Here is a 21,293-nt window from a genome sequence, read left to right on the forward strand (position 1 = left end):
CGTTTAGGACACCGCCGATGCCGCGAAAGGCGCGTACAGGTCGTTGAGTGCCCCGAAAGCGCCTTTCAGGGCATGCCCAGTGCCGCGAAAGCGCCTTTCACGGCGACAAAGCACCCCGTGAAGGAACTAAGCCTCCGCGCGCAGAGAAAGAGGCCGCAGATCGGTCCAGTGCTCCTCCACGTACGCCAAGCAGGCCGAGCGGGCGTCCTCACCGAAGACGACCCGCCAACCCGCGGGAACCTCGGCGAACGCAGGCCACAGCGAGTGCTGGTCCTCGTCGTTGACCAGGACGTAGTACCGGCCGTTCTCGTCTTCGAACGGGTTCGTCATCGGGTGTGCTCCTCCAGGATCTCGAGCAGCCGAGCTGCCATGGACTCGACCGCCGACCGGTCGTGTGTCGCCGTGCGGTAGTGCAGGTAGCAGTGGACCGGGTGGCCCGCCGGGGGTTCGTAGAACGCCAGTGTCAACTCCGAGGCCGACGTCCCGGTCGGCACCGCTTCGATGTCCGTGGTCGCCAGCGATGCCTGTTCGTGGTGGATCAGCATCACCGCCGGGGCCCGGTCCGCCAGTTCCGAGTAGGGCAGGTTCTGGTTGTCCAGCGCGTCCAGGTTGTTCTCGCGGATCTCCGCCAGGGTGGCCTCGAACGACTCGCGGGCCCGCGTGCGCAGGACCACCGTGTTGAAGAAGCAGCCCACCAGGTCCGTGAGCTGTTCGTGGTCGCGGCCTGCCACCAGGGTGCCGATCGGGACCTCGCCGCCGAGCACCGCCGCCAGCGCGGCCTGCAGGACCATGAACATGCTCGTGCCCGTCCGCGTCGCCAGCGCGTCGATCGCCGCGTGCAGCTCCGGGGGCAGGGTGAACGGGACCAAGTCGGCCGCGGGATCGGTGGACTTCGTCGTCCAGTCCACATCGGACAGCCGGTCCTGCCAGAAGGCCAGTTGGCGGTCGCGCACCGGAGAAAGCAGCTCCGCCGACCACGCCGCGTAGTCCGAGTACGTCACCGGCAGCGGCGTCCACGACGGCTCGCCGCCGGTGAGACGCGCCTGGTACGCCGTGTGCAGGTCCCGGAACAGCGGGACCACCGACCACTCGTCCACCGCCGCGTAACTCATCCGCAGCGTCAGGACCTCCGTCCACTCAGCGTGGAAACCCGGGCCCCGCAACGGTTCATGACGTGCCACCACGTCCGCCAACGCCGCCCGCAGAGCGTCATGAGATGGCCAGCGGACCGTGAAGACGTGGTCGGCGCCCGGACGGTCGCGCCACTGGGCCTGCACCGGGGCGGTCACCCCGGACAGGCCTCGGCCGACCAGCGGCGGCCGGGCCGCGGTCGCGTCACCGAGCACGGCGGCCAGTGCCACCACCGTCGGTGCGTCGAAGATGTCGCGGATCGTCACGTCCACGCCGAACACCGCGCGTACGCGACCCACCAGGCGCATCGCCACCATCGAGTGGCCGCCCAGTGCGAAGAAGTTGTCGTGCACGCCGACCCCCGGCAGGTCCAGCACCTCCGCGAACACGCTCGCCAGCCGCTGCTCGACGGCCGTTGTCGGGCGGTCGTCGCCGATCAGCGCCGTCCAGTCCACCGGGGGCAGCGCCTTGCGGTCGAGCTTTCCGTTGGGGGTCAACGGGAGCGGGCCGTCGAGCGCCACGATCGCCGACGGGACCATGTGTTCCGGCAGGAACAGTGCCGCGTGTGCGCGCAGGTCCGGCACGTCCGCGCGCGGCACCACGTACCCGACCAGTCTCCCGTTGTCGGTCACCACCGCCGCCTGCCGCACCGCGGCGTGGCCGGCCAGCACGGCCTCGATCTCACCCAGCTCGATGCGGAAGCCGCGGATCTTCACCTGGTCGTCGACCCGGCCGAAGAAGTCCAGGTTGCCGTCGCGGCGCCATCGCGCCCGGTCGCCCGTGCGGTACATCCGGGTGCCTGCCGGCCCGAACGGGCACGCCACGAACCGTTCCGACGTCAGGGAAGCCCGGTTCAGGTATCCCCGCGCCAGGCCGCGGCCCGTCACGTACAGCTCGCCCACCACGCCCGGCGGCACCGGCCGCAACGTCTCGTCCAGCACGTACACCCGCGTGTTCGGGTCCGGCACACCGATCGGCACCGAGCCCGGCCAGTCCGGTGCCGCGGGCCACAGCGTCGAGTTCACCGTCGCTTCGGTGAGACCGTACGCGGCCAGCACGTTCAGCCGTCCCGCGAACCGCGCGATCAGGTCCGGTGGCACCGTCTCCGTGCCCACCAGGATCGTCGCGCCCGCCGGCAGCTCACAGCCCTCCGGCAGCGCCGACACCAGCGACGGCGGCAGGATCAGGTGCGTGATCCGTTGCGCCGCCAGGAAGTCCGTCAGCTCGCGGCCCGCCGTGCGGACCTCGTCCGGCGCGATCACCAGCGTGCCGCCCACGCACACGGCCATGGTCAGCTCGAACACCGCCACGTCGAAGCCCACCGACGCGTACTGCAGCACCCGGCTGTCGGTCTTCAGCCCCATCCGGTCGATCGCGGTCGCGGCGAGCGACGCGATGCCGTCGTGCGGCACCAGCACACCCTTCGGGCGGCCCGTCGAGCCGGACGTGTAGATCACGTACGCCGTCGTGTCCAAACCGAACGGTACGGTGTCCAGCGGGCTGCCGTCGGCGGGGACCACGTCCGGGGCGTCGAGCAGGACCACCTCGGACTCGGGGACCTTGCCGCTCACCGACTCGGTCGCCAGCACGAGCCGGGCTGACGCGTCGTCCAGCATGTAGGCGAGGCGGTCCGCTGGGTGGGACAGATCCAGCGGCAGGTACGCGGCACCCAGCTTCACCACCGCCAGCACCGCCGCGACCATCTCCGCCGACCGCGGCACGGCCAGCGCCACCACGTCGCCCTCGCCGATCCCGTGCGCAAGCAACAGCCGCGCGAGCTGGTTCGAGCGCGTGTCGAGCTGTGCGTACGTCCACGTCACCCGCTCGTCGACCACCGCGTCGGCGTCCGGTTTCTCCGCCACGCAGCGGGCGAACAGCTCCGGCATCGTCAGCGCGGGTACCTCACGGTCGGTCGCGTTGAAGCCCTCGACCACCTGCCGCCGCTCGTCGTCGGTGAGCAGGTCGACGCTGTCGAGCCGCGCCGACGGGTCCGCCGTCACCGCCGCCAGCAACGTGGTGAGCCGTTCGCCCAGCAGTGCCACGGTTTCCGCGTCGAACAGGTCGGTCGCGTACTCCAGGCGGCAGTCGAGCCGACCCGTGCCCATGTACTCGGCGAAGGAAAAGACGAGGTCGAACTTCGCGGTCGTCATGCGGAACGGCACCGGCTCGACGACCAGGTCCGGCAGGTCCAGCCAGTCCGTGCCCGTGTGGTAGCCGACCATGACCTGGAACAACGGGTTCCGCGCGACCGAACGGGCCGGGTTGACGCGTTCCACCACGGACTCGAACGGCACGTCCGCGTGCGAGAACGCGGCCAGGTCGGTCTCCCGCACCTGCTCGACCAGCGAACCGAACGTGGTCGAACCGGTCACGGACGTCCGCAGCACCAGCGTGTTCACGAAGAACCCGACGAGGTCGTCGAGCGCGTCGTCCACGCGGCCCGCGATCGGCGCACCCAACGGGATGTCGGTACCGGCGCCCATCCGGTGCAGCAGGGCCGCGACGGCCGCGTGGAGCAGCATGAACATGCTCGCCCCGGTCCGCGCCGACAGCTCCCGCAGGGCGTCTGCGGTCTCGGCCGGGACGGTCAGGACCTCTTCCGCGCCGCGGAACGACGGCCGCGCCGGGCGGCCCCGGTCGGTCGGCAGCTCCAGCTCCTGCGGCGCGCCGTCGAGCGCGCGCTGCCAGTAGCCGAGCTGGTCGTCCGCCACCCCGTCGAGCAGTTCCCGTTGCCACAGCGTGTAGTCCGCGTACTGCACGGGCAGCGGCGCCCAGTCCGGCGCGTGGCCGTGCCGCCGCGCCTCGTACGCCGTGGTCAGGTCGCGCAGGAACGGGCGGTCGGACCACTCGTCGGTCGTGATGTGGTGCAGCAGCACGACGATCACGTGCTCGACGTCGGACACCCGCGCGATCGTCACCCGCAGCGGCAGCTCGGCCGCCAGGTCGAACGGCCGGTCGACCGCCTCCCGCACGACCTCGTCGGTGTACTCGACGACCTCGACCGGCGGCGTCACGTCGGCCAGCACGCGCTGGAACGGGCGCCCGTCCCGCTCGCCGAACACCGTCCGCAGCGCCTCGTGCCGGGCCACGACATCGCTGAACGCGGCCGTCCACGCCGCCAGGTCGAGCGGGCCACGCAGCCGGAACACGAGCGGGAAGTTGTACGCCGACGACGTGCCCTCCAGCTGCTGGATCACCCACAACCGTTGCTGCGCGTGGGACAGCGGCAGCTCGTCCGGCCGCTCCACCGGGCGCAGCGGCGGCCGCGTCGCCCCCGCCGCACCCGCGACCCGCGCGGCCAGCTCGGCGACCGTCGGCGCCTCGAACAGGTCACGAATCGACAAGTCGACGTCCAGCGCGGACCGCGCGCGGCTCACCAGCCGGGTCGCGAGCAGCGAATGCCCGCCCAGCTCGAAGAAGTTGTCACCGGCGCCGACCGTCGGCACCCCGAGGATGTCGGCGAACAACGCGCACAGCGCCTCCTCGGCGGGCGTGTTCGGCGCGCGGTGCGACGCGGTCACGAGGTCCGGCTGCGGCAGCGCCTTCACGTCCAGCTTGCCGTTGACCGTCAGCGGCAGGTGGTCGACCGCGGTGATCGCGGCCGGGACCATGTAGTCGGGCAGCCGCTGCTTCAGGTGGTCCCGCAGGTCCGGCGACCCGACCACGTAGGCAAGGAGCCGTTTGGTGGCGCCGTGGTCGACCGCGATCACCGCCGCCTGCGTGACGGCCGGATGGTCGGTCAGCGCCGCCTCGATCTCACCCAGCTCGACCCGGTAGCCGCGGATCTTCACCTGGTCGTCGGTGCGGCCGAGGAAGTCCAGGTTGCCGTCCTCGCGGCGGCGCACCAGGTCACCGGTGCGGTACATGCGATCGCCCGGCGCGCCGAACGGGTCGGCGACGAACCGTTCCGCCGTCAGCCCCGACCGCGCGTGGTAACCCCGCGCGAGGCCGATGCCCGCGATGTACAGCTCACCGGGCGTACCAGGTGGCACCGGCCGCAGCCGCGCGTCCAGCACGTAGCCGCGGGTGTTCCAGATCGGTTTCCCGACCACCGGTGTCGGGGAATCCACTGTGGACGCGCCGAGTGTGTTGATCGTGTACTCGGTGGGCCCGTACAGGTTGTAGCCGTACGTGCCGTCGGTGTCGCGTAGCCGGGTCCAGACGGCGTCCGACACGGCCTCGCCACCCAGCAGCACCAGCGGCGGCACGTGCCCGTCGAGCAGGCCCTCCTCGAAGAGCAGCTGCGCGTACGTCGGGGTCACGTTGACGACGTCGATGCGGTGCCGTTCGCAGTACGCCACCAGGGCTTCCGCGTCGCGGCGCAGCTCCTCGTCGCACACGTGCACCTCGTGGCCCTCGACGAGCCACAGCAGCTCCTCCCACGACATGTCGAACGCGAACGACACCGTGTGCGCGATCCGCAACCGCCGTCCCGCCGCCGACACCGTCGGGTCGAAGATCTCCGCGCGGTGGTTGAGCTGCATGTTCGTCAGGCCGCGGTACGGGGTGACCACGCCCTTGGGCTTGCCGGTCGACCCGGACGTGTAGATCACGTACGCGGGGCGCTCCAGCCTGCCGGGCAGCCCGTGCGCGAACAGCGGCCGCTCGGCGTCGGTGATCTCGTCGTCGGGGGTGGTGTCCAGCTCGGCCCGGATCTCCGGGTCGTCCAGCAGCACCGCGCCCGCCGACAGCGTCGAGTCCACTGTGGACATCGACAGCAGGCAGACCGGCTCGGTGTCCTCGACCATCATCCGCAGCCGGTCGACCGGGTGGTCCAGGTCCAGCGGCAGGTACGCGGCACCGGTCCGCAACACCGCGAACAGGGCGACGACCATCTCCGTCGAGCGCGGAAGTGCCAGCGCCACCACGGTTTCCGGCATCGCCCCGCGTGCGAGGAGGTGGCGGGCGAGCTGGTTGACCCGGCCGTCCAGCTCGGCGTAGGTGAGGGTCTCCTCGCCGAACACCAGCGCGGGCTCGTCCGGCTGCGTTCCCGCGCGCTGCGCGAGCAGGTCCGCGATGGTGTCGTCCGGCACGGGGTGCTCGTTCGCCGACCACTCGGCCGCGAGCGTGTCGTGTTCGCCCGGCAGCAACAGGTCCAGCCGTCCGACCGGCGCGTGTGGATCGTCCGCGAGCCGGTCGAGCAACGTCGTGAAGCGGTCGAGGAACACCCGCGCGGTGTCGTCATCGAACACGTCCGGCCGGTACTCGAGCTTCACCAGCAGCCGTTCGCCTGGCGTGATGACCAGCGTGAGCGGGTAGTGCGTGGCGTCGACGCCACCCGCCGGGGTGACGCCGAACCGGTCCGACAGCGCGGCGAACGCGTCGGCGTCGATGAAGTTCTGCAGCACGTACAGCGTGTCGAACAACCGCGTGTGCCCGGACTCCTGCTGCAGCTCGCCGAGGCCGAGGTACTCGTGCGGCATCAGCGCGGTCCGCTGGTCCTGGATGCGGCGCACCAGCTGCGCGACCGTCTCGTGTGGATCGAGCGCGACCCGGACCGGCACGGTGTTGAGGAACAGGCCGAGCGTGCTCTCCACGTCCGGCACCTCGGTCGGCCTGCCCGCGACCGTCGTGCCGAACACGACGTCGCCGCGGCCCGTCGCCCCGGCCAGCACCAACGCCCACGCCGCGTTGAGCAGCGCGTTCAGCGTCACCCCCGCCTCGCGTGCCGCGGCCAGCAGCCGTGACCGGTCCACCTCGTCCTGGTGGCGGCGGGGGATGGCCGGGCGCATGGCCGTGTCGGCGCGGCCCACGAGTGTGGGCTCCGCGAGCCCGGCGAGCGCGTCCCGCCACGCCTGCTTCGCCGCGTCCTTGTCCTGTGCGGCCAGCCAGTCGAGGTAGTCGCGGTACGAACCCGGCTTCGGCAGCCCCCGGTCGTCGCCGCCCCGCTCGTACAGCGACAGCAACTGCTCGAGGAACCGGCTCTGCGACCACCCGTCCCACAGGATCAGGTGGTGCATGGTGACGAGCCGGTCGGTGCCGTCCGGGAAGCGGAACACCTGCATGCGGCACAGCGGTGGTCGCGTGAGGTCGAACCGGACCGCGCGGTCGGCGGCCGTCAGCTCGGCGGCCTCGTCGCGGGTCGCGACCTCGTGCACCGTGATCGGCAGCTCCGGCGCGACGGCGATGACCTGGCCGTCTCCGGTGAACCCGGCACGCAGGCTCGCGTTGCGGGCCAGCAGGGTCCGGCACGCGGCCCGGAGCCGGTCGAGGTCGATCCGCCGGTCGAAGTCCAGCGCGCTCTGGGCGGTGTAGACGTCGAGGTCGGACGTGTCGTAGGTGGCGTGGAAGTACAGGCCCTCCTGCAGCGGGGACAGCGGCCAGACCTCGTCGGACGGAGCCGACAGCGCGGTCAGCGCCTCTTCCCAGTACGCGGCGATGGCGTGGACGTCGTCCTCGGTCAGGTCGTGCGTCCACGTCCACGTGGCCCGCAGGCGCGGCCCGTCCGGGGTCTCCGCGCACACCGCGTTGAGCTCCAGGACGTGCGACATCCCCATGTCGGGGTCCGGCAGCGACGTCGGGGCGTCGGGCGTGGGCAGCCAGTCCTCGGTGCGGGCGGAGGGGAAGCGGCCGAAGTAGTTGAGCAGCACCTGTGCGGGCGGCAGCTGCGCGAGCAGTGGCGCGGTCTGCGGGTTGAGATAGCGCAGGATGCCGTACCCGAGGCCGTTGTCCGGCGCCGTGGCGAGCGCGGCGCGGACGAGCCGGAGCTGTTCGGCCGGGGTGTCCGCGGCGGGGACGCGGACGGGCTGGAGGCTGGTGAACCAGCCGACGGTGCGCGACAGGTCGAGGGCACCCTCTCTGCCGTGGCGTTCGACGTCGACGAGCAGGTCGGCTTCGCCACGCCAGCGGGTGACCGCCATCCGCAGCGCACCGAGCAGCAGGTCCGTGCCGATCGCGGCGGGAGCGGGCAGGTCGACCACGTGCGCGCGCAGATCGCGGACCCGGCCGGGACGGGCGCCGGGCTTCAGCTCCGCGCCGGGGGCGAGCGTCTCGGTCCAGTGGGGCAGCTCGGCGAGCCGGTGCGGTTCGTGCGCCTGCTCGGCGACGTGGCGGGCGAAGCGGCGCAGCGACGTGCGGACGGGGTCGAGCGGTTCGCCTTCCCACGCGGACGCGAGGTCGGCGAACAGGATCCGCCACGAGACGCCGTCGACCACCAGGTGGTGCGCGACGATCAGCAGGCGGTTGTCGGCCTCCTGCCACACGAACCGCAGCATCCGGCCCGACTCGGGGTCGAGGTCGATCTCGTCGACGTCCCTGGTGAGCCGCACGGTGACGGACGGCAGGGTTTCGAGGGACCACACGTCCGGCGCGTGTCTCGTGAGCTTCTGGCGCAGGCCGTCGTGGTGGTCGACCACGGCCTGGAGCGTGCGGGTGAGCTGCTCCTCGGTCGCGCCGTCGGGGGTTCGCACGGCCATCGACAGGGTGAACCGGTCGATCGGGCCACCGCGGTCACGGAGATGGTGGACGATCGGGAGGAGCGGCACCGTCCCCACGCCGTCGGTGTCCTGTGTGGACTCGGCGGGCGCGGCGACGGCCGCCAGCGCTGCCGGGGTGCGGTGTTCGAAGACGTTCTTGGGGCTCAGGTCGAGCCCGGCCTTGCGGGCGTGCGAGGACACGGTGATGGACAGGATGCTGTCGCCGCCGAGGGTGAAGAAGTCCTCGTCCGGGCCGACCCGGTCGAGCTTGAGGACCGTCGCGAAGATGTCGCACAGGGTCTGCTCGACGTTCGTGCCCGCCTGCCGCGTGGTCCTTTCGTGCCTGGGCAGCCGGTCGCGGTCGAGCTTCCCGTTGGGGGTGCGGGGAAGGGCGTCGAGCGCGATGACCTGGTCGGGCACCATCGCCGGGGGCAGGGCACGCTTCAGCGCCGTGTGGACGGACGCGGGATCGTCGGTGACGACGTACGCCAGGAGACGGGTGCCCGGCCCGTCGCTGTCCACGATGACCGCCGCCTCGCCGTGTTCGCGCAGGCGCGCCTCGATCTCACCCAGCTCGACGCGGTTGCCGCGGATCTTGACCTGGTGGTCGGTGCGGCCGAGGTAGGTGAGCACGTCGCCGTCGCGGCGGACGAGGTCGCCGGTGCGGTACATGCGTTCGCCGGGCGCGTACGGGTTCGCGACGAAGCGTTCCGCGGTGGTGCCGGGGCGGTGGAGGTAGCCGAGTGCGAGCTGGGGACCCGAGAGGTACAGCTCACCCGTAATCGCGGGCTTGAGGTAGCGGTCGAGCACGTACGCCGTCGTGCCGGCGACCGGCCGCCCGATCGGGACCGGGCCGGTGGTCTCCTCCGCGAGCCACGACGTGACCAGGACCGTGGCTTCCGTCGGGCCGTAGACGTTGTACAGGTCGGTGCCGGTTGCCTCGCGCCATCGCGCGGCGAGGTCACCGGTCATGGCCTCGCCGCCGCTGAACGCCCTGCGCAGGGAACGCAGACCGTCCACATCGGACGCGAGGAGCGCGTTCAGTATGGGGGCCACGGAGACCAGCGTCGTGACCCGGTGCTCCCGGATCACCCGCACGAGTGCTTCCGCGTCGCGGTGGTCGTCGGCGACCACGAGGGTCGCGCCGTGGGTGAGGGGCCAGAAGACCTCGGCGAGCGACGGGTCGAAGCTGGGTGAGATGTGGTGCAGGACCCGGTCCCGGTCGTCGAGCGGGAAGGTGCGCTGGAGCCAGGTGAGCAGGGTGACCAGTGCCGCGTGGGTGACGAGCACGCCTTTCGGCCTGCCGGTCGAGCCCGAGGTGTAGATCAGGTAGGCGGGCCCGGGCAGGGCGTGCGTCGTGGGGGCCGGGCGGGTGCGGGCCGCGTGGATGTCGGCGGCGGTGAGGACGGTCCTGGCGCCGGAGTCCGCACGCAGGAACCGGCGGCGCTCGGCCGGGTAGCCGGGGTCGACGGGCAGGTAGACCGCACCCGCCCGCAGCACGCCGAGGAGGCCGACCACCTGCTCGGCGGACCGGGAGATCTCCACGGCGACCACGGTGCGCGGCTCGATGCCGCCCGCGACCTGCCGCGTCCACGTGTCCAGCTCTGCGTAGGTGAGCCGGGCGTCGCCGTCGATCACGGCCACGGCGTCCGGGGTGGCGGCGGCCTGCCGGGCGAACGCGTCGGCCAGGGTGACGTCCGCCACCGGCAGGGCGGGGCCTGCCAGTGGCTCTTCGTCCACAAGGGACAGCTCGGCGATCGGCCGGGCGGGGTCGGCCTGGAGCGCGGCCAGCAGTCGCGCGCCGATCGCCGCCACGTTCGTGATCCTCGCCGCGTCGAACTCGAGCTGGATGCGCAGCCGGTCACCCGGCACGACGATCACGGCGAGCGGGTAGTGGCCAACGCCGAGGTGCTCCCACGACGCCAGGTCGGGAAGCGGGTCGAGTGGGATGTTCTCGAACACCAGCAGCGTGTCGAACAGCGTGCCGGTGCCCTTCTGCAGGTCGGCCAGGCCCGCGTGATGGTGCGCGGACAGTTCCGACTGCTCGGCCTGCGTCCGCCTGGCCACCGAGGCGAGTGACTCGTCCGGCCGCCACCGCACGCGCACGGGCAGCGTGTTCGCGAACAAGCCGATCATCGACTCGATGCCGGGCAGGTCCGGCGACCGGCCGGACACGGTCGTGCCGAACACGACGTCCTCGCGGCTGGTCAGCCTGCCCAGCACCACGGCCCACGCGGTCTGCAGCCACGTGCCGAGCGTGACGCCCAGCTCCCGTGCGCGGGCCGTCATCTCGTCCTGGGAGAGCTCCAGCTCCAGCCGTTCCTGCCGGGGCGGGCCGCCGGCCGCCGCCAGCATCGTGGGCTCCGCGCCGTCCAGCACCGCGCGCCAGGCGGCCAGCGACGCCGGCCTGTCCTGTGCGGACAGCCATTCGTGGTAGTTCCGGAGCGGCGGTACCGGAGGCAGCTGCTCGCCCCGGTACCGCGCCAGGAGCTCCTGCACCAGGATCGGCGCGGACCAGCCGTCGGTCGCGATGTGGTGCATCGTCAGCACCAGCCATCGCCCGCGCACCAGCGCGACCCGCAGCATCGGCGCGGTCGCCAGGTCGAACCGGACCGACCGCTCGGCCTCGGCCACCGCGCGGGGGTCCTCGTCCGACTCCCGCCACGGCACCGCGACGCCGTCCCGGATCACCTGCAGCAGGCGGCCGTCCGTGAGCTGGTGGAACGCCGCCCGCAGCGGCGCGTGCCGGTCCAGCACGTCCTGCGCGGCCCGCCGCATGGCCGCCGGGTCCACCCGCTCGTGCAGCTCGATCAACTGCTGCACCGCGTACACGTCGTTGTCGACCGACTCGAACCGCTCGTGGAAGTAGAGCCCCGCCTGCAGCGGGGAGACGGGCAACACGTCGTCGAGGACGCCCAGCTCGTCTACTTCGGACTGCGTGAGCGGCACCAGCGGGAAGTCGGACGGCGTGTGGCCGCCACCGTCGAGTTCGGACAACCGGGTCAACGCTTCCGCCCACAGCTCGGCGAGCGCCGGCACCTCGTCCTCCGACAGCACCCCTTCCGGCCACGACAGCGTCGCGGTGAAAGAGCCGGCGTCGGTGTGGACGTCGATCGCCAGGGCGTGCGCCGACGGCAGGGCAGGCGCGGCACCGCGACCCGGGTGCCGGAAGAGGATCTGCGGGCGTCCGGCAGGCAGTCGCAGCAGGCCGTAGCCGATGCCGTTGTCCGGCACGGCGCGCAGCTGTTCCTTCACCCGCCTGACCGCGGTCGCCAGGTCACCTGTTCCGGGGTCGAGCCGCACGGGGAAGGCGGACGTGAAGCAGCCGACCGTGCGGGACAGGTCGGCACCTGGGACGACGTGCTCCTCCCGGCCGTGACCAGCCAGCTCGACGAGCACCGAGTCCGCGTCCCGCCACAGGCCGACCGCGACCGCGAGACCCGTCAACAGCACGTCGTCGGCCGAGCCGTGGAACGCGGCCGGTACCCGCGACAGGAGTGGCGCCGTCACGTGCGGCGGCAGCGTGATCGTGTGCGTCCGTGCGGTCGCGGCGGTGTCCTGAGGTCCCGGCGGCCTGGTGCCGATCAGCGGGTCCGGACCGTCGAGTTGCTGCTCCCAGAAGGGGAGCTCCGCCGACCGGTCCACCTCGGCGAGCGCCGTGGCCCAGCGGCGGAACGACGTCGCCACCGGCACCGGGTCCTCCCCGGCGGCCAGCCGGGCCACGTCCTCGGCGATGATCCGCCACGACACCTCGTCGACCACCAGGTGGTGGACCACGAGCAGGAGCCGGTCGGGGAAGCGGACCGCACGCACCATGCGGCCCTCGCGCGGCGCGAGCCGGGTGGCGGCGAGCCGTTCCCGCACGTCGACCGACGCGTCCGCGCCGACCTCGTCGACGACCGCCTCGACCGCGCCCGCGGGCGGCACGTCGAGGGTCCAGCCGGACGTCAGGCGGGCACGCAGCAGGTCGTGGTGGTCGAGCAGCCGCTGCACCACCGCCACCGCGTCCACAGTGGACGGCAGCGGGAGCACGGCCGACTGGTGGTACGCGTCGATCGGCCCGTCGACCTCGCTCAGCCACCGGACGATCGGGGTCGCGGGCACGACGCCGGTGCCGACGTCGGTCACCCGCGTCGTCGTCGGGGTCGCGACCGCCGCGAGTGCCTCGACCGTGCGGTGCCGGAACACGTCCCTCGGGGTCAGCGCGAGCCCGGCCGCCCGCGCCCGGCTCACCAGCTGGATCGCGACGATGCTGTCGCCACCCAGCGCGAAGAAGCTGTCCCGCACCCCGACCTCGGGCAGCCGCAGCACGTCCGCGAACACCGCGGCCAGCGTGCGCTCGGTCTCCGTGGTCGGCGCGGCGGCCCCGGCGAGGCCGGCCCAGTCCGGCTCCGGCAGCGCCTTCGTGTCGAGCTTTCCGTTGGGGGTCAACGGCAACGGGCCGTCGATGGTGATGATCACCGACGGCACCAGGTGTTCTGGCAGCTCGTCGGCCACCGCCGCCCGCACCACCACGGTGTCGAGGTCCACGCCGGACAGGTACGCCACGAGCCGCGGCGCCTTCCGGTGGTCGTGCCGCAGCAGCACCGCCGCCTGCGCCACGTCCGGCTGCCGCAGCAGCACGCTCTCGATCTCGCCCGGCTCGATCCGGTGCCCTCGGATCTTCACCTGGTTGTCCGTGCGCCCGAGGAACTCGAGGTTCCCCTCCGCCGTCCAGCGCACGCGGTCGCCGGTGCGGTACATGCGGTCGCCGGGCTCGCCGAACGGGTCCGCCACGAACCGCGACGCGGTCATACCCGGCTTCCCGAGGTACCCCCGCGCGAGCCCGCGCCCGCCGACGTACAGCTCGCCCGTCACCCCGACGCCGACCGGCGACAGGACCGGGTCCAGCACGTACAGCCGCGTGTTCGGGTCCGGTCCGCCAATGGGCACCGGCCCGTTCCAGCCGGGCTTCGCGAGCCACAGCGTCGAGTTCACGGTCGCCTCGGTCAGCCCGTACGCGACCACCACCCGCAGCGTCGGCGACCACCGCGCCACCAGCTCGGCGGGTACCGCCTCCGTGCCGACCACGAGTACCGCGCCGTCGGGCAGCGTGCACTCCGGCGGCAGCGCCGCCACCAGCGACGGCGGCAGGATCATGTGCGTGACACCGTTGTCGTGCAGGTAGTCCGTCAGCTCCGGCCCGGCCACGCGCCGGTGCTCGGGCACCACGACCACGCGCGCACCGGTGCCGAGCGACATGCAGAGGTCCCACACGGTGACGTCGAACCCGACCGACGCGAACTGCGCGACCCGGCTGTCGGCGGTCACCCCGATGCGGTCGACGGCGGTCGCGATGAGCGATCCGATCCCGTCGTGCGACACGACGACACCCTTGGGCTTCCCGGTCGACCCGGACGTGTAGATCACGTACGCCGCGCCGTCCAACGGGATCTCGACGTCCACATCGGACGCGTCGAGGCCGGACAGGTCGGTCGGCAGCACGCGTTCGCAGGGCGGCAGCTCGGCATCGGCCGTCGTCACGACCAGGCGCGCGGACGAGTCGGCCAGCATGTACGCGAGGCGGTCGAGCGGGTGGTCCATGTCCAGCGGCAGGTACGCGGCACCCGTCTTCATCACCGCGAGCAGCGCCACCACCAGGTCCGCGGACCTCGGCAGCGCCACGCCGACGACGTCCTCGCGCCCAACGCCCCGCGTGATCAGCAGGCGCGCCAACCGGTTCGCGGCCGCGTTCAGCTCCGCGTACGTCAGCGTGACGTCCTCGCACACCAGTGCCACCGCGTCCGGCGCGAGCGCCACCTGCCGCTCGAACGCACCCGGCCACGTCACCTCGTCGGCGGCACGCGGGTCGGTGCCGAAGTCCAGCGGCAGCGGTGACAACGGGATCGACCGCAGCGGGGTGTCCGGAGTGGACACCAGCGCGTCGAGCACCGCGAGCAGCCCGCGTTCGTGCGTGGCCAACTCCGCGTCGCCGCACACGGCCGCGTCCCCCTCGACGCAGAACAGGAACGACTCGCCGTCCGCGTTCTCCAGCACGGTGATCGCGAGGTCGTGCACCGGACCGGGCCACACGGCGCGGAACTCGGCGTGGGCCGAGCCGAAGTCGACGTCGCGCATGAAGCTGAGCACGTTGACCGTCGGCCCGACGAGCCCGTCGACACCGTCCTCCAGGCCGAGTTCCCTCGCCAGCTCCTCCGCGCGGAACCGGCCGTGCCGCACCGTGTCCACGACCTCGTCGGCGACCGCCGCGAGCAGCGCCGACACCGGCGCGTGCGGGTCGGCGGCCACCCGCATCGGCAGGATGTTCGACGTCATGCCCGGCACGTCCCACGCGGCACGTCCGGCGACCGGCAGGCCCAGCACCAGGTCCCGCTCGCCGCTGACCCGGTGCGCGTACCCGAACGCCGCCGCGACCAGCAGCCGCGACGGCTTCGTGCCCGCCAGGGCCGCGGCCGCCCGCAGTGGCGCGGCGTCGAGTTTGAACTCCCTGCGCACCAACCGTTCCGCGGGCGTCGCCGGCCGGTCGAGCAGCCGCACCGGGACTGGTGCGTCCGCGAACCGGGCGAGCCAGTGCGCGCGGTCGGCCTCGTGCGCCGGGCCCTCCCGGTAGGCGGTCTCGTCGTCGACCAGCCGCGCCAGCGACCAGTCGGCCGTGTCGGGCGCGGCGCCGGCGTAGCGGGCCGCGACCCGGCGGACCAGCAGCGAACTGCCCCACCCGTCGATGACCGTGTGGTGATACCGCTGGTACCACCACACGTGGTCGTCGGCGAGCCGCAGGACCGCGTGGTGGCACAGGGGACCGGTCGTGAGGTCCATGGGGCGGGCCCGGTCCGCGAGCATCCACTCCCTGGCCGCGTCCTCGGACGGGAAGTCCAGCACCGGCACGGAAACCGGAGCCGGCACCACCGTCTGCCGCGGCACACCGTCCACAGTGGAGAACCGGACGTGCAGCGCCTCCGCCTCGGCGAGGGTCTGCTCGATCGCCGCGACCAGGCGGGGCACGTCGGATGCGCCCCGCAGGTCGACGACGAACGCCACGTTGAAGTCGGTGCCGTCCGGTTCCGCCTGCTGGGCGTACCAGACACCGGCCTGCGCACCGGTCAGAGGCAGACCTGTCCCCATGATTTCTCCGACCGTCTCAGGACTTCTCGAGGAGCGGGACGAACTGGTCGATCGCGTACGGGATGCTGATCACGGTGTTGAACGACAGCGCGGCACCGATCGCGGGTGCCGAGTACGGCACGAACAGCACGCGGCCGTCCTTGACCGCCTGCAGGCCCTGCCACACCGGGCTGGCCTCGAGGCCCTGCTTGGCGGCGTTCGGGTCGAACGAGAGCACGACGATCAGGTCGGTGTCGATCATGTCGAACCGCTCGGCGGAGAGCTCGACCGCGTTGTTGCTCGTGCTCTCCCGTGCCGCCTCGTTGATCTCCTCGGGCACCTCGAAGCCCAGCTCCTCGAGGAACGCGGCCTTCGGGTCGGTCTCCTGGAACGCCGCGACCTTGCCGGGCTCGAACGGGTCGATGACCGAGACCGACTTGCCCTCCCAGTCCGGGTGCTCCTCGCGGATCTCGGCGAACCTGTCGTCGATGGCCTTGATCTGCTCGTCCAGCTCGGCCGTCTCGCCCATGGCCTGCGCGGCGAGCTTCGCCATGTCCTGCCACGGGGCGCCGTAGTCGTCGAAGCCCTTCGGCTGGCCGACGGTCGGCGCGATCTTCGACAGCTCCCCGTACTGCTGCTCGGACATGCCCGAGTACTGCGCCAGGATGAGGTCCGGCTTGAGGTTCAGGATCTTCTCGAGGTTGTAGTCGTCGCGCTCGCCGACGATCTCCGGTGGGGTGTCGCCCCAGAGGTCCTTCGTCCACGGCCACAGCCCGTACGGGCGCTCCTTGAACCAGTCGATCGCGCCGATCGGCTTCTGGCCCAGCGCCAGCACCACGTCCTGGTCGGACAGCCCGAGCGTGACGATCTTCTCGGGCTTCTCCTGGATGGTGGTGGTGCCGTACTTGTGCTCGACCTCGACGGGGAAGGTCACGGCCCGCGCCGTGCCACTGGCCGTGTCCTGACCACCCGAGGGCTCCTGCGCCGCGGGCGGGTCGCCGACCCCGCAGCCGGCGAGCACGAGAACCAGTAGACCGGCGGCGACCTTGGCTAAGCGCATGTGTTCCTCTTTGCTCCGGCAGGCGAAACCACGAAGAGATGTAGGTAAGGCGAACCTAACATGCAGAGGTTGCGCTGAGGTATACCTACCCTAAGTTCCGCCGAGTAGGGTGAGCCACATGATCCAGACCCACGCCGCGCCCGTGGGCGCTCCTGCGCGTGGGCCCTCCCGTCGTCGCGGGACGTACCTCTTCGCGGGCCTCGCCGTACTGCTCGTGCTGTGCGTGCTGTCGCTCGCGATCGGCACCAGGAACCTCCCGCCCGGCGAGGTCGTCGCCGCGCTGTTCGGGCAGGGCGACGGCTCCGCGGACGCGATCATCTGGGGCACCCGCTTCCCCCGGACGCTGATGGGCATCGTCGTCGGCGTCGCGCTCGGCCTCGCGGGTGCGGTCATGCAGGCGCTGACCCGCAACCCGCTCGGCGACCCAGGGCTGCTCGGCATCAGCGCGGGCGCCGCGTTCGGCATCGTCGTGGCCGTCGCGACCACCGGCATCGCCTCGCTGTACGGCTACATCTGGTTCGCGTTCGCCGGCGCGGCGGTCGCGAGCGTCGTCGTCTACCTGCTCGGCAGCGCCGGCCGGGGTGGCGCCACCCCGGTCAAGCTCGCGCTGGCCGGTGTCGCGATCACCGCGCTGCTGACCTCGCTCACCAACGGCATCTCGCTCGTCGACCCGGAAGCGCTCAACCGGTACCGCTTCTGGGCGTCCGGCTCGCTCGCGGGACAGGACAACGGGGTGCTCCTGCGGGTGCTCCCGTTCATCGCCGTCGGCACGGTCATGGCACTCGCGTCGGCGAACGCGTTCAACAGCATGGCGCTGGGCGACGACGTCGCGAAGGCACTCGGCCGCCGCGTCGCGCTCACCCGGCTCCAGGGCGCGGTCGCCGTCACGCTGCTCACCGGCGCGGCCGTCGCCGTCGTCGGGCCGATCGTGTTCGTCGGGCTCGTCGTGCCGCACGTCGCCCGCGCCATCACCGGACCCGACCACCGCTGGCTGCTGCCGTACAGCATGGTGCTGTCCCCGATCCTGGTGCTCGCCGCGGACGTCATCGGCCGGGTCGTCGGCAGGCCGGGCGAGGTCGACGTCGGGATCGTGGTCGCGTTCATCGGCGCGCCGTTCTTCATCGCGCTGGTCCGCCGCCGCCGGCTGGCGGAGCTGTGACCGCGCTCGCGATCCGGGTGGGCGGCGTCTCCGCGCGGGTGCGGCCGAGGCTGCTCGGCACCGCGCTGGTCCTCGCCGCCGCCGCGTTCCTGTTGTTCTGCCTCGGCATGACGATCGGCGACTACGACCTGTCGGTGGCCAAGGTCGTCGCCGCGCTGTTCTCGCAGGGCGACTACTACGACCGGGTCGTCGTCTACGACTGGCGCATGCCGCGCGCGCTGTGCGGGTTGTTCGTCGGGCTCGCGTTCGGCATGTCCGGCGCGATCTTCCAGACCATCACCCGCAACCCGCTCGCGAGCCCGGACGTCATCGGCGTCTCCGCGGGCGCGACCACCGCGGTGGTCGGCGGCATCGTGCTCGGCATCGGCGCGGGCCTCGGCACGCAGACGCTCGGCCTGGTCGGCGCGCTCGGGTCCGCGCTGCTCATCTACGTGCTCGCGTGGCAGCGCGGCACCACCGGCTACCGCATCGTGCTCGTCGGCATCGGGGTGTCGTGGGCGTGCACGAGCGCCACCAGCTACCTGCTGGCGCACGCGAAGCTGTACGAGGCGCAGCAGGTCGTCGGGTGGATGGTCGGCAACCTCAACGACAGCACGTGGGCGCAGGCGACGCCGCTGCTGATCGCCATGTCCGTGCTCGTCCCGGTCACGCTCGCGATGAGCGGCTGGCTGCGGGAGCTGCACCTCGGCGACGACGTCGCCATCGGCCTCGGCACGCCGGTCCAGGTGGCCCGCCTGACGCTGCTGATCGCGGGTGTCGGGCTGGTCGCGTTCGGCACCGCGGCCGCGGGCCCGGTCGCGTTCGTCGCGCTCGCGGCGCCGCAGATCGCGAAGCGGGTCGCGGGTACGCCGGTGCCGCCGCTGGTCACGTCCGGCATCTGCGGCGCGGCCGTGCTGCTGGGCAGCGACCTGCTGCCGAGGGTGCTGATGCCGGACTGGCAGATCCCGGTCGGCGTCGTGACCGGTGTGCTGGGCGCCCCGTTCCTGCTCTGGCTGCTGGCCAGGGCCAACCGAGCCGGTTCCGGAGGCTGACGTGACTGAGCTGAGGGCGTCGGGTTTGCGCCTGGCCTACGACAACCGGGTCGTGGTCGAGGACCTGGACCTGCTGGTGCCGCCGGGCCGGATCAGCGTGATCGTCGGCGCGAACGCGTGCGGCAAGTCGACGCTCCTGCGTGCGCTGGCCCGGCTGCTGACGCCGAGGGCCGGGGTCGTGCACCTGGACGGCAAATCGGTGCACGCGATGCCGACCCGCCAGGTGGCGAAGCAGCTGGGCATCCTGCCGCAGTCGCCGGTGGCGCCGGAGGGCCTGACGGTGATCGACCTGGTCGCCCGCGGCCGGTCACCGCACCAGAGCTGGTGGCGCCAGTGGTCGGCGACGGACGAGGCCGCCGTGGCCGCGGCGCTGGCGGCGACCGAGATGACCGACCTCGCGGACCGCCCGGTGGACGAGCTGTCCGGCGGGCAGCGGCAGCGCGCGTGGATCGCGATGGCGGTGGCGCAGGAGACGCCTGTGCTGCTGCTGGACGAGCCGACGACCTTTCTCGACCTGGCGCACCAGATCGACGTGCTGGACCTGGTCGTGGACCTGAACCGCGGTGAGGGCAGGACGATCGTGATGGTGCTGCACGACCTGAACCAGGCGTGCCGGTACGCCGATCACGTGATCGCGATGAAGGCGGGCCGGATCGTGGCGGAAGGGACCCCCTCGTCGGTGGTGACGCCCGCGCTGGTGTCGGACGTCTTCGACGTGCGCTGCCAGGTGACGCCCGATCCCGTCAGCGGAACACCGCTGGTCATTCCCACAGGGCGGCACCACGCGCTCACGGAACGTGAAACCCAGCACTCTCGGTAACACTTTCGTGGGCCGCAGCGAAAAGCCAGGCATCGACGTGCCTGTTGTTTGGGGGTCACATGGCCATCCGGTGGATCGTCGGCCTTCTTGCCGCTGCCGCGTTCATCGTCGGTGTCGTGCTGCAACTGCTCGCGTTGACGATCGGCGGCCTGATCGGCCTTCTCCTCGCCGTGGTGGTGCGCTCAGGCCACAACCCACTGGCGGAGAGCTACCGCGACACCCGGGACCCGCGCGGCATGCCCTGATGGGCCGTTGAGCCCTTCCGCTACGCGCCTTCGTCGGTGCGCCTCGAAGGGCACCTCCAGGAACCCCACCGTCCCGAAGGTGCCCTTCATGGCGCGCCCGGTCAGCCTGCCATCGCGGAGATCAGCTCACCGTTCGACGTGTCGCCCGAGAGTTCCCAGAAGAACGCGCCGCCGAGGCCCTGGTCGGCCGCGTACGACATCTTGCCGCCGATCGTGGCCGGGGTGTCGTAGCTCCACCACTGCCCGTTGCAGAAGGCGTACGCCGTGCCCGCGACCGTTCCCGTTGCCGGGCAGCGGTCCTTGAGCACCTTGTAGTCCTCGATGCCCGGCTCGTACGTGCCCGGCGCCGGGCCGGTCGCCGCGCCGCCCGGTTCGGCCTGTGTCACGCCGGTCCAGCCGCGGCCGTAGAACCCGATGCCCAGCAACAGCTTCGACGACGGGATGCCCTTGCCCTTCAGCTTCTGGATCGCGGCGTCGGAGTTGAAGCCGGCCGCCGGGATGCCGTCGTAGCTCGTCAGCGGTGAGTGCGGGGCCGTGGGCCCGTCCGCGTCGAAGGCGCCGAAGTAGTCGTAGGTCATGACGTTGTACCAGTCGACGTGCTGCGCGGCGCCCGCGTAGTCGGCCGCGTCGATCTTGCCGCCGTCGGAGCCGTCCGCCGTGATCGCGGCCGTGACCAGGTTGTCCGAGCCGAACCTGGCGCGCATCGCGCCCATCACGTTCTCGAACGACTCGAAACCGCTGGTGTCGCACTGCAGGCCGCAGGCGTTGGGATACTCCCAGTCGATGTCGATGCCGTCGAAGACGTCCGCCCAGCGCGGGTCCTCGACCAGGTTGTAGCAGGACTCCGCGAACGCGGCCGGGTTCTGCGCGGCCTGGCCGAAGCCCCCTGACCAGGACCAGCCGCCGAACGACCACAGCACCTTCAGCCCGGGGTGCATGGCCTTCAGCTTGCGCAGCTGGTTGAAGTTGCCGCGCAGCGCACCGGCGTCCCAGGTGTCCGCCGTACCGTCCACACTGGACGCCGCGTCGTAGAACCTGTCGTAGTCGGCGTACGCGTCACCGATGGCGCACTGGCCGTTCGTCACGTTGCCGAACGCGTAGTTGATGTGGGTCAGCTTGTCCGCCGAACCCGACGTCTCGATGTTCTTGACGTGGTAGTTGCGCTGGTAGACGCCCCACTGCACGAAGTAACCGAGGTTGATCCCTCCCGCCGCCACCGACACGGCGGGTGTGGATCCGGGCTCGGCGCCCTGTGCTGGGGCGGCCACCAGGCCGAAGGTCGTGGCCACCAGGGCCATTAAGGCGGGTACGCGCCATCGTTTACGGGACAT

Annotated in this window: 8 protein-coding genes; 4 read left to right on the forward strand and 4 right to left on the reverse strand. The window is 71.9% G+C overall.

The genetic code is table 11. The annotated features are described in order from the left end of the window. Positions 1 to 126 precede the first annotated feature (126 nt). From FHR82_RS01995 to FHR82_RS02005, 3 genes are read right to left on the reverse strand one after another with little or no spacing between them, the layout of a single operon-like run. Positions 127 to 330 (reverse strand): MbtH family protein, encoded by a 204-nt coding sequence (locus FHR82_RS01995; protein WP_184808476.1) that lies wholly within the window; start codon positions 328 to 330, stop codon positions 127 to 129. After that, positions 327 to 15,668, reverse strand: coding sequence for a non-ribosomal peptide synthetase (locus tag FHR82_RS02000; protein WP_184808477.1), 15,342 nt, complete (start codon positions 15,666 to 15,668; stop codon positions 327 to 329). The genes FHR82_RS01995 and FHR82_RS02000 overlap by 4 nt, the downstream gene beginning before the upstream one ends. Before the next feature lie 16 nt (positions 15,669 to 15,684). Beyond that, complete coding sequence (locus FHR82_RS02005) at positions 15,685 to 16,707, reverse strand: iron-siderophore ABC transporter substrate-binding protein (RefSeq protein ID WP_184808478.1); 1,023 nt, start codon at positions 16,705 to 16,707, stop codon at positions 15,685 to 15,687. Positions 16,708 to 16,825: 118 nt separating this feature from the next. Here FHR82_RS02005 and FHR82_RS02010 point away from each other — a divergent pair, with 118 nt between their 5' ends. The 4 genes from FHR82_RS02010 to FHR82_RS02025 are packed head-to-tail and all read left to right on the forward strand — an operon-like array spanning position 16,826 to position 19,962. After that, a complete protein-coding gene (locus FHR82_RS02010; protein ID WP_184808479.1) occupies positions 16,826 to 17,866 on the forward strand; it encodes a FecCD family ABC transporter permease in 1,041 nt (346 codons plus the stop codon). Then, positions 17,863 to 18,897, forward strand: coding sequence for a FecCD family ABC transporter permease (locus tag FHR82_RS02015; protein WP_311770825.1), 1,035 nt, complete (start codon positions 17,863 to 17,865; stop codon positions 18,895 to 18,897). Before FHR82_RS02010 ends, FHR82_RS02015 begins: the two co-directional genes overlap by 4 nt. Position 18,898: 1 nt before the next feature. Continuing rightward, complete coding sequence (locus tag FHR82_RS02020; protein WP_311770826.1) at positions 18,899 to 19,717, forward strand: ABC transporter ATP-binding protein; 819 nt, start codon at positions 18,899 to 18,901, stop codon at positions 19,715 to 19,717. Between the two features lie 59 nt (positions 19,718 to 19,776). Continuing rightward, on the forward strand, positions 19,777 to 19,962 hold the full coding sequence (locus tag FHR82_RS02025) for a hypothetical protein (protein ID WP_184808481.1): 186 nt from the start codon (positions 19,777 to 19,779) through the stop codon (positions 19,960 to 19,962). Between the two features lie 101 nt (positions 19,963 to 20,063). Here FHR82_RS02025 and FHR82_RS02030 read toward each other — a convergent pair whose 3' ends face one another. Beyond that, positions 20,064 to 21,293: a glycoside hydrolase family 18 protein gene (locus FHR82_RS02030; protein ID WP_184808482.1), complete on the reverse strand. Its 1,230-nt coding sequence runs from the start codon at positions 21,291 to 21,293 to the stop codon at positions 20,064 to 20,066.

It is taken from the genome of Actinophytocola algeriensis (assembly GCF_014203735.1).
Classification (GTDB): Bacteria; Actinomycetota; Actinomycetes; order Mycobacteriales; family Pseudonocardiaceae; genus Actinophytocola; species Actinophytocola algeriensis.

Excerpts from the sequence above, each read along its gene's own strand:
- FHR82_RS01995 (WP_184808476.1), bottom strand. The coding sequence starts at position 330 with ATGACGAACCCGTTCGAAGACGAGAACGGCCGGTACTACGTCCTGGTC.
- FHR82_RS02000 (WP_184808477.1), bottom strand. The coding sequence starts at position 15,668 with ATGGGGACAGGTCTGCCTCTGACCGGTGCGCAGGCCGGTGTCTGGTAC.
- FHR82_RS02005 (WP_184808478.1), bottom strand. The coding sequence starts at position 16,707 with ATGCGCTTAGCCAAGGTCGCCGCCGGTCTACTGGTTCTCGTGCTCGCC.
- FHR82_RS02010 (WP_184808479.1), top strand. The coding sequence starts at position 16,826 with ATGATCCAGACCCACGCCGCGCCCGTGGGCGCTCCTGCGCGTGGGCCC.
- FHR82_RS02025 (WP_184808481.1), top strand. The coding sequence starts at position 19,777 with ATGGCCATCCGGTGGATCGTCGGCCTTCTTGCCGCTGCCGCGTTCATC.
- FHR82_RS02030 (WP_184808482.1), bottom strand. The coding sequence starts at position 21,293 with ATGTCCCGTAAACGATGGCGCGTACCCGCCTTAATGGCCCTGGTGGCC.